14 protein-coding genes and 1 pseudogene are annotated in these 15,353 nt (G+C 45.7%); 10 read left to right on the top strand and 5 right to left on the bottom strand.

The window, feature by feature from the left end; genetic code table 11:
- Window positions 1-21: 21 nt before the first annotated feature.
- The 3 genes from mdh to tilS form a co-directional block, all read right to left on the bottom strand.
- Complete coding sequence (gene mdh, locus ACHKAR_RS01550) at window positions 22-942, bottom strand: malate dehydrogenase (RefSeq protein ID WP_395415882.1); 921 nt, start codon at window positions 940-942, stop codon at window positions 22-24.
- 78 nt (window positions 943-1,020) lie between these two features.
- The gene (locus tag ACHKAR_RS01545) at window positions 1,021-1,548 is read right to left on the bottom strand and encodes a Crp/Fnr family transcriptional regulator (protein ID WP_159584600.1); all 528 of its coding nucleotides are present in this window, start codon (window positions 1,546-1,548) and stop codon (window positions 1,021-1,023) included.
- The gene (tilS, locus tag ACHKAR_RS01540) at window positions 1,541-2,863 is read right to left on the bottom strand and encodes a tRNA lysidine(34) synthetase TilS (protein WP_395415881.1); all 1,323 of its coding nucleotides are present in this window, start codon (window positions 2,861-2,863) and stop codon (window positions 1,541-1,543) included. Before tilS ends, ACHKAR_RS01545 begins: the two co-directional genes overlap by 8 nt.
- 48 nt (window positions 2,864-2,911) lie before the next feature.
- Between tilS and ACHKAR_RS01535 the strand changes: the two genes are divergently transcribed.
- From ACHKAR_RS01535 to ACHKAR_RS01490, 10 genes are all read left to right on the top strand, one after another.
- Entirely contained in the window at window positions 2,912-4,672 is a 1,761-nt protein-coding gene (locus ACHKAR_RS01535; protein ID WP_395415880.1) for an OstA-like protein, read from the top strand.
- A 39-nt stretch (window positions 4,673-4,711) separates the two neighbouring features.
- Window positions 4,712-5,533: an outer membrane protein assembly factor BamD gene (locus tag ACHKAR_RS01530; RefSeq protein WP_395415879.1), complete on the top strand. Its 822-nt coding sequence runs from the start codon at window positions 4,712-4,714 to the stop codon at window positions 5,531-5,533.
- 4 nt (window positions 5,534-5,537) lie between these two features.
- Window positions 5,538-5,849 carry a DNA-directed RNA polymerase subunit omega gene (locus ACHKAR_RS01525; RefSeq protein ID WP_159584604.1) on the top strand — a complete coding sequence of 104 codons (312 nt, stop codon included), beginning with the start codon at window positions 5,538-5,540 and terminating at the stop codon, window positions 5,847-5,849.
- A gap of 10 nt (window positions 5,850-5,859) precedes the next feature.
- Window positions 5,860-7,062: a bifunctional phosphopantothenoylcysteine decarboxylase/phosphopantothenate--cysteine ligase CoaBC gene (gene coaBC / locus ACHKAR_RS01520; protein WP_395415878.1), complete on the top strand. Its 1,203-nt coding sequence runs from the start codon at window positions 5,860-5,862 to the stop codon at window positions 7,060-7,062.
- A complete protein-coding gene (porD, locus tag ACHKAR_RS01515) occupies window positions 7,055-7,954 on the top strand; it encodes a type IX secretion system protein PorD (RefSeq protein WP_395415877.1) in 900 nt (299 codons plus the stop codon). Before coaBC ends, porD begins: the two co-directional genes overlap by 8 nt.
- On the top strand, window positions 7,954-8,172 hold the full coding sequence (locus ACHKAR_RS01510) for a hypothetical protein (RefSeq protein WP_395415876.1): 219 nt from the start codon (window positions 7,954-7,956) through the stop codon (window positions 8,170-8,172). The genes porD and ACHKAR_RS01510 overlap by 1 nt, the downstream gene beginning before the upstream one ends.
- Window positions 8,173-8,175: 3 nt before the next feature.
- A complete protein-coding gene (gene recN / locus ACHKAR_RS01505) occupies window positions 8,176-9,834 on the top strand; it encodes a DNA repair protein RecN (RefSeq protein WP_395415875.1) in 1,659 nt (552 codons plus the stop codon).
- A gap of 98 nt (window positions 9,835-9,932) precedes the next feature.
- The gene (locus tag ACHKAR_RS01500; RefSeq protein WP_395415874.1) at window positions 9,933-10,745 is read left to right on the top strand and encodes an enoyl-ACP reductase FabI; all 813 of its coding nucleotides are present in this window, start codon (window positions 9,933-9,935) and stop codon (window positions 10,743-10,745) included.
- 22 nt (window positions 10,746-10,767) lie between these two features.
- Window positions 10,768-11,604, top strand: coding sequence for a 4-(cytidine 5'-diphospho)-2-C-methyl-D-erythritol kinase (ispE, locus tag ACHKAR_RS01495; RefSeq protein ID WP_395415954.1), 837 nt, complete (start codon window positions 10,768-10,770; stop codon window positions 11,602-11,604).
- A gap of 556 nt (window positions 11,605-12,160) precedes the next feature.
- The gene (locus ACHKAR_RS01490) at window positions 12,161-12,460 is read left to right on the top strand and encodes a GIY-YIG nuclease family protein (RefSeq protein WP_159584631.1); all 300 of its coding nucleotides are present in this window, start codon (window positions 12,161-12,163) and stop codon (window positions 12,458-12,460) included.
- A 369-nt stretch (window positions 12,461-12,829) separates the two neighbouring features.
- Here the strand turns inward: ACHKAR_RS01490 and ACHKAR_RS01485 are convergent.
- Together ACHKAR_RS01485 and ACHKAR_RS01480 are read right to left on the bottom strand one after the other, a co-directional pair.
- A pseudogene (locus tag ACHKAR_RS01485) lies at window positions 12,830-13,149 on the bottom strand (heavy metal-binding domain-containing protein).
- A gap of 5 nt (window positions 13,150-13,154) precedes the next feature.
- The gene (locus ACHKAR_RS01480; RefSeq protein ID WP_395415873.1) at window positions 13,155-15,326 is read right to left on the bottom strand and encodes a S9 family peptidase; all 2,172 of its coding nucleotides are present in this window, start codon (window positions 15,324-15,326) and stop codon (window positions 13,155-13,157) included.
- Window positions 15,327-15,353 lie beyond the last annotated feature (27 nt).

The raw sequence follows: 15,353 nt of genomic DNA, 5'->3' as shown, positions 1-15,353 counted from the left end.
AACGTGCTTTTGTAAAAAGGCTTAGAGCAAGCCGTTAGTTTTTCTCACCGCATCCGCACTTTCTGCCAGTTTGGCCTTTTCTGTAGCATCCAGCTCTATTTCCACAATCTGCTCGATACCGTTTTTGCCAATGATGGCCGGGGCACCTATACAGATGTCACTCAGGCCATATTCGCCTTCCAGCAAGCAAGAGCAAGGGAACATTTTTTTGGTGTCGCAAGCAATCGCCTGCACCATGGCCGACACTGCCGCACCCGGTGCATACCAGGCTGAGGTACCTAATAATTTAGTTAGGGTAGCTCCACCCACTTTGGTCTCTTCGCTTACAGTCTCCAGCTTATCAGCACTTAGAAATGCTGAAACAGGCACACTGTTTCGGGTAGCCAGACGAGTCAAAGGAATCATGCCTGTATCGCTGTGTCCACCGATCACCATACCATCTACATCAGAAGCCGGGCAATCCAAAGCCTCAGCCAGTCTGTATTTGAACCTGGCAGAATCAAGTGCGCCACCCATTCCGATAATTCTGTTTTTAGGAAGGCCTGTGGCCTTGTGCGCCAGATAAGTCATCGTGTCCATTGGGTTTGAAACCACAATGATGATCACATTAGGAGAATGCTTGATAAGGCTTTCTGCCACAAATTTCACGATTCCGGCATTGGTAGAGATGAGCTCTTCACGGGTCATTCCCGGCTTTCTCGGGATACCAGAGGTAATCACGGCCACATCACTATTTGCAGTTTTAGTGTAATCGTTGGTGGTACCGGTAATTTTGGTATCAAAACTATTCAGAGAAGCGGTTTGCATCAAATCCATGGCCTTGCCTTCCGCAAAGCCTTCTTTGATATCGATGAGGACTACCTCAGAAGCAAAATCTTTAATGGCAATATACTCTGCGCAACTTGCACCTACTGCGCCTGCACCTACAACGGTTACTTTCATGATTTATGGGATTTTATCTTTGAAACTTTTCTGTGCTCAAAACTACTATCCAAAGGGCGAATCGCAAAGCTTTGAGGATTAAAGCTTCATGTCTGAATACACGGTGCCCAGATCGAAAAAACCCAGAGAAGCTTTGTAGGTTTTGAAAAGGTTATTCATATACTCATTGTACATTTCAGCAAATGCAGACATAATCTTTGCCTTGACTTCCGTATGGTTGTTCATCACTTCCATCAGGTTGGCTTTGGGGATCACATAGATCTCACATTCATTGGTCAGCACGATGGCGGTGTAGATTCGCTTAGTACCCTTGAGTACTGCATTGTCACCAAAGAGCTTCCCGCTACGAAGGGTCAGCAGCCGTTCAAAACCTTCTTTGATATCCAGATTGAGTGACACAATCCCTCTCTTAACGATGTAGACCGCCTGACTGGGATCTCCTGTGAAAAAAACCACTTCATTTTCGTGGTATTTCCTCATGTACAGGTAAGGTAAAAAGTAGGCAAGTTCATCATCTGTGAGGGACTCGAAAAGCCGGTTTTTCCTCAAGAAATTGAACATGACAATGTCAGTATCCGAATACTTCCTTTTGAAAAACCTAAGCATGACGCAACACTTCTAGTTTCAACATTCGGGCGGTTTTGGAGGTGATTTTAAATCGGTTGTCCATTCTGTGACCTACTATCCAGGCGATTTGACCGTCTGATTCCAGAACAAGAACCTCTTTTTTCAATGTTACTGGAATTTTAGAATCAATCATAAAATCACTTACCTTTTTTTTGCCCGCCATGCCCAAAGGATAAAAAGCATCTCCTTGCTTCCAAGGACGCAGTTTCAAGGGAAAAGTAAGCTCATCAGGATCAAAAAATGCTGTAGTGGTCGGATCATGTGAGGGAAGTCCATTTCCGCTGAAGTAGGTCAGGTGAATATTGAAAGCCCCAACACTGACGGTACCTTCATCTTTCGGTACCATCATTTCCCCCTCTACAGAAGTATCCACTCTCCGTGTGATGTACAACTGTCCTCTGTCCAGATTCATCTCGTAGCCACCGGAGTAAAAGAGTTTTCCCGGCTGCCCACTCAATATCGCTCCTGACAAGTCGCGGGCATCAGCAAAGCCAAAACCATAGGGTTTAATCAATTCGGTAAGAATAACTAGTTGATCCGGATGGCCCTGATACCACTCCACATTGAGCAGCCAGCGACCCTCGATTTCCACTGCCTTTTTGACCCCCACCGCTTGCTCCAGCAGCTGTGCGGTGCCTTGCAAGCGTAGCAGCGTATCCTGCAAAGTAGACTCCAGAGCCGGGTTGATCTTTTTCAATAGCGGCACCACTTCATTCCTGATGAGGTTGCGCTGATAGTCATTTTTCTGATTGGACACATCCTCACGCCATGAGATGGCCTCACTTCTGGCAAAAGCGTAAATCTCCTCTTTGGTCGCGAAAAGCAAAGGCCTAATTAACCCGGGACCCTTCATAGCAATACCGGTAAGCCCGTGGATTCCCGTGCCCTTTGTCAGGTTGAGCAACACAGTCTCCAGGTTATCATTGGCATTGTGCGCAGTAGCTACTTTGGTAAACCCCTGCTTATTACGCAGCTGATCAAAGAATTTATAACGTTCCTTCCGTGCCACCATCTGGATCGATTCCCTTGCATCATAAATAGCCGGATCAACCCGATGAAGAAAAAAGGGAACTTCATGCGCATGACACCAATCTCGTACCAATGCCTCATCCTCCTCAGAGTCGTCTCCCCGCAAGCGATAATTGACATGAGCAACCCCCAGGCTAAAGCCTGACTTCAGCATTAAATGAGCCAGCACCATAGAATCCACCCCTCCACTCACGGCGATCAGCACTTTATCTCCCTGAGCGATCAGGGCATTTTCTTTAATTAATGTTAAAAAGGACTGATACATAATTTCGCAACCCCAGCTATCGTTTAGAGTTATTAGCTTTGCACGCTCATGTTTAAGATACTGCAATATTATATATTCCTTGTCATCATTTTATGCCTCTCTACTGTGGCCCAGGCCCAAAAAGGTGAGCGCATCAAGTACAAAGCTGAGGAGTTGGAGTATGGAAAAAAGAAGGATGAAAGCTATCGGAAACTGACCGGAGATGTAGTATTCACCCAAAAGAGTACCACGGTCTACTGCGATACATCTTATTTCTACAAGAAACGAAACGTGATGGAGGCTACAGGGCATGTGAGAATAGTGGATGATTCCACCACTATCACCTCCAGGCAGCTGGTCTATGAGGGAGATGAGCGTATGGCAAAGCTCCGCCAAAATGTAGTCTATCTACGTGGAGAACGTGAACTCTACACTGATTTTCTCGACTATGATCTGGAAGGGGAAATCGCTCATTACTTCAACAAAGGCAAGCTTATAGACACCACCAATGTGCTCACGAGTGAAATTGGCTACTATTTTGCTAAAGATGAGTTCGCACAATTTTATAAAAACGTGGTACTCACTTCCCCGGACTTTGTACTTAAAACTGATACACTACGCTACAACACCCTTACCAAAGTGGCCTATACCTATGGGCCAACTCAGATCACCTCCGATGACGGAACAGTACTGCATGCCAAGGGAGGAGAATTCAGAACAGTAGTGGATGAATCAGATTTTGTAAAAGGAAGCATCGAAACCCGGGATTATTACCTGGAAGGAGATGAACTCTATTTTGACGATGGAGAGAAGTACTACAAGGCAGTATTCAATGTGAAGATGACTGCTAAGGATGAAGACGTGATTATCACCGGAGATGAAGGCTACTATGACCGCCGCAATGGTATCAGCAAAGTATATGGCCGGCCGCTCATGAAAAGAATACTCGAGGCAGACACCCTCTATCTGGCTGCAGACACCCTGGTAGCTATAGAAAGCAAGTACGATTCTGCCAGGAGAATATTGGCCTATAAGAATGTAAAAATCTACAAGGAGGGACTGCAAGGCATCGCCGATTCCATGGCCTACTTCAATGAAGATTCAGTGATCTTTTTCTACGGAGACCCTGTCATGTGGAACAATCAGAATCAGATCACCGCTGACACCATTAACCTGGAAATATCCGAAGATGAAATGAAACGGATGAACCTCCGCTCCGATGCATTTTTGGTGTCCGAAGACTCGATAGAAAACTATAACCAAATCAAAGGTCGGAACATGATTGCCCATTTCGTGGACAATCAGATAGACCGGATCAACGTGAATGGCAATGGAGAAATCCTCTATTTCGCACTCGAAGAGGGTGACTCAGTGCTCATGGGTATGAATAAAATCTTTTGCGCCTCGATGCAGATCCGATTCAAAGAACAGAAGCTCTCCAGCTTTTCGGTTTACACTAACCCCGAAGCGCAGTTTATCCCTCCACACGAACTTACCGAAGAGATGCAGTACCTCACTAATTTTGCCTGGCGCGAAACCGAACGCCCCACCCTTTTTGAGATTGCTCCATACCTCAATCCGGACTATGAATTTATTCCAGTAGAGGTGAAACCGGATGCCCTGGGGGATATCCAATCAGGATCTCAAAATAAGACGTACACACCCACTCAAAATACTAAACCGAAGAATACCCCCGTTAGGTCTTTGAATCCAACCAGTAGCTCCAGTGTGAATACACCTACATCCGTCGAACCGAATACGGTTAAAAAAAGCATTAACAAACCAAATAAAAATCTAAAAACAGTAGATGACGATGGCTCTTTTCAATAGACCATCTAAATCCATTAAGTTTGCGTCCAATTTGAGAAAATGAGGAGACTATCAGGGAACATATTATTGATTTTACTATTGGTGGCAAGTGTCTCTTGCACCAAATTCAGGAAAATACAGAAGAGTGGTGACTGGAAGGTGAAGTATGCCGCGGCGCTTGATTATTACGAAAACAAAGACTACTTCAGGTCCAACACGTTGCTGGAGGAGATTCTCCCCATCATTCGTGGTACCGAGGAAGCAGAATACGCCAACTTTATCTACGGATACACCTTCTACTATCAGAAACAGTTTATTCTGAGTGCTCATTACTTCAAGCTATTTACTGAGATCTATGCCCGGAGTGAATATGTAGAGGAAGCCGCCTACATGGCTGCCAATTCGCTGTACATGCAGTCTCCACAGGCCAGCTTGGACCAGACCAGTACATATGAAGCACTCACATCACTTCAGAATTTTTTGAATAAATACCCCTACTCTGAATATGCAGACGAGGCAGATCAGCACATCAATACCCTACAGGTGAAGCTGGAGAAAAAGGCCTACGAAAACGCGAAACTTTATCATCAGCTAAGGCGTTACAAAGCAGCATTGATTGCTTTTGACAACTTTCAGTATGACTATCCTGATTCAAAATACAATGAAGAACTTGCCTTTTTGGGGATTGAAACCGCACACGAACTAGCAGGTGTGAGTATCAAGTCCAAGCAGGAAGAGCGATACAAAAAAGTGGTGGAGTTATATCAGAAATTTATCGACAAATTTCCCAACAGTAAATTCCTCAAAGAAGCAGAGGAATATTATGGGGATAGCATTGAACAATTGACTATCTTTGCCGATCAAAATAATCAGAATCCTTAAGAAAATGGCTACAAACGCATCTATAATCACAAGAGATAACGAGAAAATAGCTGAGCCTACGGGCAATATTTACGAATCTATTGCCGTGATAGGTAAGCGGGCAAGACAAATCTCTGCCCAGCAGAAAGAAGAACTCAACTCAAAATTGGCTGAGTTCGCCTCTTCAGTGGACAATCTGGAAGAAATCTTTGAGAACCGAGAGCAGATAGAAATCTCCAAATTCTACGAGCGTATGCCTAAGCCTACTTCAGTGGCTGTAGAAGAATTTATGGAAGGAAAGATCTCTTACAGAAGTATTGATCCAGAAGAAGCTTAATTTACCAGCAATGCTGGAAGGAAAAAAAGTACTCTTAGCGGTTTGTGGCTCCATAGCAGCCTATAAAGCCGCTTTTTTTGTGCGCTTACTCGTCAAGTCAGGAGCGGAAGTGAAGGTGATCATGACCGAAAGCGCCAAAGATTTCATTACACCACTTACGCTGGCCACCCTATCGAAAAACCCGGTACTCTCCAGTTTTTATCAAAACGAAAACGGTGAGTGGCACAACCACGTGGAGCTGGGCCTGTGGGCCGACCTCATGATCGTGGCGCCTGTTAGTGCCAATACCTTGTCAAAATTGGCGAATGGTGCCGCTGACAACCTCCTCACTGCCGTATATCTCTCAGCCAGGTGTCCGGTGATGGTATGCCCGGCGATGGATCTCGACATGTATCAGCATCCTGCTACCAGGAGAAACCTGAAAACCCTCGCGGACTATGGTAACATTATCGTAGATGCAGAATCTGGCGAACTGGCAAGTGGTCTCACAGGAGAAGGGCGCATGGCCGAGCCGGAGCACATCCTGGAAAAAGTAAAATCCTTCTTTCAGCAAACCCAATCCTTTGTGGGCAAGAAGGTGATGATGACCTCTGGCCCCACACACGAGTCCATCGATCCGGTGAGATTTATTGGCAACCACTCCACAGGCAAGATGGGCAAGGCTATAGCACTGGAACTAGCCAACAGGGGAGCGGAAGTGGAATTCATCTCCGGTCCTGCAGCACATGCTCCGCATCACCCCCTCATCAGAGTCACTAAAGTCACCTCGGCAGAAGAGATGTTTGAAGCTGCCAAAGCCTACTTCGAAACGAGTGATATCGGTATTTTCACAGCGGCAGTAGCTGATTACAAGCCTGAGACAATGGTCACTTCCAAGCTTAAGAAAAAAGAACGGGCCCTCCAAATCACACTCGTGCCTAACCCTGACATTGCCAGCCAGCTGGGCGCTATGAAGAAAAAACATCAGTTCACGGTCGGGTTTGCGCTGGAGACAGATGAAGAGCAAGTAAATGCCAGGAAAAAGCTTGAAAGCAAAAACCTGGATGTGATTGTTTTGAATTCATTGAATCATGAAGGCGCTGGTTTTGCCCACGACACCAATAAAGTATCTATCTTCGATAGACATAATAAAGAACAACATTTTGAGTTGAAAAGTAAGGTTGAAGTTGCCAAAGATCTGGTAGACTTTATTGAACAATCACTCAATGGCTAGACTCCTCGTTTTTATTCTTTTCATTGGTGCACTCAGCACCACCGCACAGGAACTCAACTGCCGGGTGGTAGTGAATGCACAACAAATCCAGACCACTGAGCGAAATATTTTCAGTGATATGGAGACCTCTTTCACCCAGTTTCTGAACAACCGAAAATGGACCGATGACGAGTTCAGCTCCGAAGAGCGAATCAACTGTAACATTATTCTTACCCTGGATCCGAATGAGTCTACCCCCAGCTCAGGCCGGTGGGGTGCCTCCGTGCAGATACTCTCCTCCAGACCAGTGTATAATGCCAGCTATGAAACAGTGGTCTTCAATTTTGCAGATCGCGACTGGCAATTTGAATATGTACAATCCCAGCCGCTACAATTCAACGAAAACTCATTTACCAGCAACATCACCTCCCTCCTTGCCTACTACGCCTACACCATTATCGGCATGGACTACGATTCATTTTCTGAACTTGGAGGTACCCGATATTTCCAAATCGCTAATCAGATTGTCTCCAATGCCCAAAATTCAAATTACTCCGGATGGTCACAGTTCAACAGTGTGAGAAACCGCTACTGGTTAAGTGAAAATCTAATGGGAAGTAATTTTGAGCCGCTCAGAAAGGCGGTTTACGAGTATCACCTCAAGGGACTTGACGTATTTATGGACGACCCGGAAGCAGCGAGAAACAGCATTCTCAATGGGCTCAAGCTCATACAAACAGCCAATAAATCAAGGCCAAGATCCATTCTGACAATTAGCTTCCTGGATGCCAAAGCCGAAGAGCTTTCTCAGATATTCAAGGAAGGAAACCCTACGCAAAAAAGGGAGTCTTATGAGATTCTGTCAAAGTTAGATCCGAGCAAATCAGATACCTTCAAAAAAATCATAGAGTAATGGCGAAGCGACTGATTAGAATTTCACCCGAAAAGATCGCTGATCACTTCCAGGGAGACCAATATCTCAGTTTCGTTTCGCATGACGCCACCGTCACTTTGGCCACTCCGCTCAGCCTAAAATCGGATACCTTAAAAGTGAAAAATACTAAAGGTCATATATTACATTTGCCTTTGGCTCAGCTGGACGAAATCTGGGCCGAAGTAAAGGCAGAATAATCAATGATCCGATCTCTTTCCATCAAAAACTACGCACTTATTCAAAGCCTGGAGATGTCTCCTTCTCCAAATCTCAACATCATTACTGGTGAAACCGGTGCCGGAAAATCCATCATGCTAGGAGCTGTAGGCTTGCTATTGGGCAATAGAGCCGACACCAAAGCACTCTTCAGTGAAGAAGAAAAATGTGTAGTGGAAGGTGTGTTTGATATTAAAAACTACAAACTCAAAGCACTTTTCGAAGCTGCCGATCTGGACTTTGAAAGTGAATGCATCATCAGAAGGGAGATTAGCCCCTCTGGTAAATCCAGAGCATTCATCAATGACACTCCCGTGACTCTGGACGTGCTCAAAACGCTGGGAGTACACCTGATGGACGTCCACTCTCAGCACGAATCACTACACCTGGGCAGCAACGAATACCAGCTGGAAATACTGGACATTTACGCTGGCCATCAGGAGCTCATTGCTCAATACAAAAAATCTTACGCCGAGTTTACAAGTGCGGAAAAGACCTACTCCAGGCTGGTAAAAAAAGCTCAGGAGAGTGCCAAAGACACCGATTACAAGCAGTACTTGTATAACGAGCTGGCTGAGGCTCAACTTTCAGCAGGAGAGCTGGAGCTATTGGAGGAAGAATTGGAGATACTTGAAAATGCCGAAGAGATCAAAGTCAACCTGGGTCAGCTCAATCAGCTCCTGGACGAATCTGAAATCTCTCTGATCAATCAGCTTCAGGAAGGACTCCCCCTGCTTTCTTCCATCAAAGGGTTCTCCAAAAGGCTGGAAGAACTCTTCGAACGCCTGAACAGCGCGAGCATAGAGCTTCAGGACATATCCCGCGAAATCGCCAATGAGCAAGACCGTGTGGAGTTGGACCCGGAAAGGCTTCAGGTGGTCAAAGAGCGAATTGATCTGCTCTTCAGACTTCAGCAAAAGCACCACACCAACGAGGTGGCCGAACTAATCGCCCTCAGAGATGAACTCAGCGCTGCGCTCGAAGACGTGCTCAATATAGATTCGGAAATTAAAAAAGCCAAAGCCGCGCTCGAAGAGGCTCAGAAAGCCATGCTATCGACTGGTAAGGCACTTACTGCCAGCAGACAGAAACATGCTCAGCCGTTCGCAGAGGCTATCAAAGCACTCATCACTAAGCTGGGAATAGAAAATGGTAATATCTCCATCAAAATCACCCCGACAGAACCCAATATCAACGGACTGGACCTTGTAGAGCTTCTTTTCTCCGCCAATAAGGGTGTACAACCCCGGGAATTGAAAAATGTAGCCTCTGGTGGTGAATTTTCCAGGCTGATCTTTGCGGTGAAGTACCTGCTGGCTGACAAGACCGCCATGCCTACCATCATTTTTGATGAAATTGATACCGGGGTTTCTGGAGAGATCGCCCTGCAAATGGTGAGCATGATGAAGCAAATGGCCAAAAACCATCAGGTAGTCTCGATCAGTCACCTTCCACAGTTTGCCGCAGGTGGAGATGCACACTATTTTGTCTACAAAGATCACTCTTTAGACAAATCTGTGAGTAAGATCAAAAAGCTTCAGGAAGAGGAACGGGTCTTGGCCATTGCCCAGATGATCGGTGGTGAAAAACCCGGAGCCAGCGCCATGCAAAGTGCAAAAGAATTACTGAACCCGGTCTCATAAACCACTCGAAGCAATCCCTTGCCTGATGCCATGGTATTTACATTGGCAGTACAGGTTATTTACCCTATTTTTGAACACTGAAATAAAACCAATAAACAATGGCCAATAATTTATTACAAGGAAAAAGAGGAATCATATCAGGAGCGCTAGACGAAAACTCTATCGCCTGGCATGTGGCTGAGCGGGCGCACGAAGAGGGTGCCACTTTTACATTGACCAATGCTCCTATCGCTATGCGAATGGGCGCCATCAATCAGCTGGCTGAAAAAACAGGAAGCGAAATTATTCCTGCAGATGCTACCTCAGTGGAAGAGCTGGAAAACCTCTTCACAAAATCCCAGGAAATCCTTGGCGGAAAAATAGATTTCGTATTGCACTCCATAGGGATGTCTCCAAACATCCGGAAAGGAAGATCTTACGGAGACCTCAACTACGACTGGTACCAAAAATCACTGGACGTATCTGCCCTTTCATTTCACAAGATGATGGCTGTAGCCGAAAAGCAGGATGCTCTCAGTGAGTGGGGCTCTGTAGTAGGTCTATCCTATATTGCCGCACAGCGGACTTATCCATTCTACACTGATATGGCTGATGCCAAAGCAGTATTGGAATCTATAGCCAGAGGCTACGGATATAGACTGGGGAAAGCCAAAAAAGTACGTGTAAACACCATCTCTCAGTCTCCTACCAAAACCACCGCAGGATCGGGCATTGGTGGATTTGATAGCTTCTTTGATTTTGCTGATAAGATGTCACCACTAGGCAACGCATTGGCTGGCGACTGTGCCAACTATTGTATTTTCTTGTTCTCAGACCTCAGCAAAATGATCACCATGCAGAACCTTTACCACGATGGAGGTTACTCCAACACTGGTATCTCTGAGGAGATCATCGAGCAGATGGGAAAATAAAAAACCTATGAGATAGTTGAAAGTGCAACGACCCGCACTTTCAACTTTCTTCACATCACACTTCCCTTTAATGCTCTCCTTCCCCAACGCCAAAATCAACCTGGGTCTGCATATCGTCGCCAAAAGACCCGACGGCTACCATAACATAGAAAGTTGTTTCTACCCCATCCCCTGGTGTGACGCACTGGAAGTACTTCCATCTGAAAAATTAACGTTCACCTCTTCCGGCCTGGATATACCTGGCACTCAGGAGTCTAATCTGTGCATCAAAGCCTACCATCTCCTGAAGAAGACTTACGATCTCCCGGGTGTACACATACACCTGCATAAAGTGATCCCTATGGGTGCGGGTCTGGGTGGCGGCTCATCGGATGGAGCATTTACCTTGAAAATGCTCAATGATCTGTTTGAATTGGGAATAGACGTGCCTACACTACAAAAGCTGGCTGGTCAGTTGGGCAGCGACTGCCCCTTTTTTATTGAAAATAAACCAGTCATTGCTACGGGTACTGGAACCAATTTTAAGGGTACCGCACTCAACCTTTCGGGAAAATACATAGCCATCAAACATCCTCAAATTCACGTGAGTACACAAAAGGCTTATAGCCTGGTTAAGCCTGCTGCTCCAACCCATTCGATTGAGAGTATATTGAGTAAACCGATCGACCAATGGAAGGACGTACTTCAAAATGATTTTGAGGCATCGGTTTTTGCCCAGTTCCCTGAAATCCGAGACGTGAAGAATCAGCTATATTCGGCCGGAGCGACCTATGCGGCCATGAGCGGTTCGGGCTCTGCCGTTTTCGGGCTGTTTGAGCAGGAAATCTCGCTGGAAGGGTTTTACACCTTTGAGCTCTAGCTCAAACATCTCATCGAGTCCCTGTAACATCGCTATTTCACACGGAACATTATACACCGTCATTGCACCTAAAGAACCAAACGATAATCTCCAGCAGAGTATAAATCATCGGTACGATCAGTCAAACGGACAACAAGCAAAAATCTTTCGAAGGATTGCTTCGGCACTCCTACCGTCGCTCCTCGCAATGACGAACCAAAGAACAAAAACACCGTCATTGCGAATCCCGATGCAATCGGGATGAAGCAATCTGACGTAAGGACCTGAAAGGTTCAAATGCTTACTTCTATAATTCAGTTCTATAATTCAGTGGGACTCTCGATAAGAAATCAATCGGCAAATCAGACGGTAAGCATCAGCCATACAGAGGATTGCTTCGGCGATCCTACCGTCGCTCCTCGCAATGACGTATTACAACGTATCGTCATTGCGAATCTCAATAATTAGCGGATGAAGCAATCTGACCCATAAAAGGCGGGACAAGGATTAGCTAGCGTGCAGGTTTCCATCAGAAACAAAAACTGCTTATTTTTCAACCAGGATTTCATAAGTGATAATGGTAAAAGGTGGCTGCATATACATCATGACCAATGGGAACAACACGACCTTATATGTCGGCGTGACATCTGACCTGGTAAACCGTATCTATGAACATAAGAATCACAAATACCCCAGAAGCTTTACTGCGCGGTATAATCTGAATAAGCTGGTTTACTATGAGTCATTGCCAACCATTACAGAGGCCATAGATCGGGAGAAGCAAATCAAAGGAGGATCCAGAAAAAAGAAAATGGATTTAATATCCTCACTAAACCCGGATTGGATTGATCTCTACCCCAAGATTCTTGAATGGTAGGTATAGGCACTAAGGCCCGTCGGTGGATTGCTTCGGCGCTCCAAATGTCGCTTCTCGCAATGACGAACCAAGGGCAAACACCCCATAAAAGTCCGGTTATCATCGCTCCACAAGGGATGCCACACACCGTCATTGCGAATCCCGATGCAATCGGGATGAAGCAATCTGACATAAAGACTTAACAGATCCAATCCCTCTCAAAAAGGTGTCAATAAATTCGATCAGAAACCAGATGGAAAGCACCAGCTAATACGGTGGATTGCTTCGGCACTCCCTTACGGTCGCTTCTCGCAATGACGACATAAAGCACGAAACATCTCATCGAGTCCCCGCTGCACCCTCATTTCCCAAAGGACGGCACCCAAATACCTATTGAACCTTCACCGCAGTGCCACTGGCACTCACCATAAGCATGCCCGAGTCGCGACCTACGGTCTCATAATCCAGATCCACGCCGATCACCGCATTGGCACCCATAGACTGTGCACGCTCCTGCATCTCAGCCACAGCAATGTCCTAGCTTCACGCAAAGCTTTCTCATAAGATCCTGACCTGCCTCCCACCACATCGGTGATCGCCGCAAAAAAATCCTTGAAAATATTGGCCCCAATGATCGCTTCGCCAGTCACCAGTCCGTAATATTCGGTGATCTGCTTTCCTTCGATGTTGGGAGTAGTAACTGTAAGCATATCAATTATTGTTTAATGTTGGCTAAATCAAGCATAAAGGCATATTCCATGGCTATCTCCCGGTAAACCCTGAACCGACCAGAAGCGCCCCCATGACCTGCTTCCATATTGGTATTGAGAAGTAGCAGATTATCGTCAGTCTTGAACTCACGCAATTTGGCTACCCACTTGGCCGGCTCCCAATATTGCACCTGAGAATCAAAGTATCCGGTCATCACCAGCATGTTTGGGTAATCCTGAGCCTTCACATTGTCATACGGAGAGTAGCTCTTCATGTATTCATAAGATTCCAGTTCATCAGGATTTCCCCACTCGTCATATTCATTGGTGGTCAGCGGAATGGTAGGGTCAGACATGGTGGTGAGCACATCCACAAAAGGTACGGCTGCTATCACACCTCTGAAAAGTTCTGGTGCCTGATTGACCACAGCACCCATCAGCAGCCCTCCGGCACTGCCCCCCATGGCAAACAGTCTGTTGGAGCTGGTAAAATCTGCATTGATCACGTACTGCGCACAATCAACAAAATCGTTGAATGTATTCTTCTTCTTAAACATCTTGCCATCGTCATACCAGGAACGACCCAGCGCCTGACTGCCTCTGATGTGGGCAATACCAAACGCAAAACCACGATCCAGCAAGGACAACCTACTAGAGCTAAAGCCCGGATCAACAGTGTGACCATATGAGCCATATCCGTAGAGCAAAAACGGACCAGATCCATCCTTCTTGAATCCTTTTTTGTAAATAATGGACATTGGAATGCTCCTGCCATCTCTGGCTTCCACCATGATGCGCTCTACTGTATACTGAGATGGATCATGTCCACCTACCACCTCATCCTGCTTCATCAACTGGCGCTCCTTAGTGACCATATCAAAGTCATAAACGGTCTCAGGAGTAGCCAATGAAGAGTAATAATACCTCAGGGTGTTGGTTTCAAAATCCTTATTAGTGTCTATACCAGCTTTGTAGGCCACTTCATCCATTGGAATGTAATAGTCCTCCTTGCTCTTCTGGTTGATCACACGGAGTTGATTCAGTCCATTTTTCCGCTCTTCCACCACCAGAAAGTTTTTGAACACTTCGATGGATGACAACAAAACATCCTCCCTGTGTGGGAGGACCTCTTTCCAATTGGATTTATCTGTATCATTCTCACCCACTTCCATCAACCTGAAGTTAGTGGCTTCCCAGTTGGTCACCACATAGAATTTGTCTTCGAAATGCTCAATGGAATACTCATGTACAGCTTCTCTGGGCGTAAACTGCTTAAAGGCTCCGTTCGGGTTGTCCGACTTCAGGATGTGGTGGTCAGTGGACAAGGTACTGCTGTTCCAGATGATGATGTACTCACCGGATTTGGACTGATAACATCCAATGTAATAGGATGGATCCTCCTCCTTATACACCGTTTCATCAGTGTCGGTAGAGGTGCCCAATGTGTGTTTTTTGATCTCCTCTGAAAGCAGACTGACCTTATTTTTAGCTGTATAAAAAAGCGTCTGGTTATCTGCGGCCCATGCCACACCAGCCTCAGCAAAGGGAATCTCATCCTTCAGGAATTCTCCGGTCTCAAGATTTAATATCCTAATGGTATAAATTCTTCTACTCAGCGTATCCTCACCGAAAGCCAAAAGCTCGTTATCCGGACTTACCTTTAGTCCTGATACATTGTAAAATTCCTGCCCTTCAGCCAACTGATTCACGTCCAGAATCACTTGCTCTTTAGTACTCAAATCACCCTTTTTTCGGCAATAGATTGGATACTCTTTTCCCACCTCGTAACGTGAGTAATAATAGTAGCCATGACTCAGATAGGGAACAGACTCATCGTTTTGACTGATCCGCCCAACCATTTCCTGATAGAGCGTCTCCTGCAGAGTCTCTGTGGATTTTAGTGCCTTCCTGGTGTAATTATTTTCAGCACCCAGATAATCCAGTACTTTTTTGGTTTGTTCATCAGGCTCAGAAGCAAGTTTCTGCTCATCTGCCAGTCGCATCCAGTAATAATTGTCTACTCGTACATCTCCATGACCTGTGAGTTCATAAGGTTGTTTTTCGGCAATTGGTGGCTGCATAAGTTCCTCTTTATCAGTTGTGTTTTTGGGCTCGCCCGCGCATCCTAAATAAAAAATGGCACTCAACAGGAGCACGCTAGATTGGGGTGTAAACATGGTTTTGTTATTTTGAGAGTCGGAATT

Origin of the sequence: Marinoscillum luteum (assembly GCF_044005705.1) — a bacterium.
In the GTDB taxonomy this organism is placed as follows: Bacteria; Bacteroidota; Bacteroidia; order Cytophagales; family Cyclobacteriaceae; genus Marinoscillum; species Marinoscillum luteum.
Note: the sequence above shows the minus strand (reverse complement) of the source record. Positions and strands in the feature narration are given on the sequence as shown.